The following is a 616-nucleotide window of genomic DNA, read 5'->3' on the forward strand; positions in this document are numbered from 1 at the left end:
CCGTACAACGTAATGGCCATGCACGCCGCACCTGTCGTGGGAAGCCCCAGATTATGCACTCGCCGCCGAGCGCAGACCATGGATACAGATGCCTGGCTCGCTGTGGCATCACTGTGGCTGTCGGACGGTGCGCTCGGGGCATAGCATGCCGCGCATCTTCATTGCGCCGTGTGCACGCCCATGCCCGATCCCGCCAACCTGCTTGCCTTCGGCCTGATCTCGCTGGGCATGGTACTGACGCCCGGGCCGAACATGATCTACCTGGTGTCACGATCGATCTGCCAGGGGCGCGTGGCCGGGCTGATCTCGCTGGGCGGGGTGGCACTCGGCTTTCTGGTCTACCTGCTGTGCGCCGCGCTGGGCATCACCGCGCTGTTGATGGCCGTTCCGCATGCCTACGACGCGCTGCGCATCGCCGGCGCGCTGTACCTGCTGTACCTGGCCTGGCAGGCGCTGCGCCCGGGCGGACGTTCGCCGTTCCAGCTTCGCGCGCTGGCATCGGACAGCCCGCGCCGCCTGTTCGCGATGGGCCTGTTCACCGCGCTGCTCAATCCGAAGATCGCGGTGATGTACCTGTCGTTGCTGCCGCAGTTCATCCAGCCGCACGGGCATGGCA

1 protein-coding gene is annotated in these 616 nt (G+C 66.7%); it reads left to right on the top strand.

The window, feature by feature from the left end:
- Positions 1–180: 180 nt before the first annotated feature.
- Positions 181–616 (top strand): LysE family translocator (locus tag ACXJKH_RS21840; protein ID WP_457322520.1); only part of this gene is annotated, 436 nt, incomplete at its 3' end.

The organism is Stenotrophomonas sp. P5_B8, assembly GCF_054049855.1.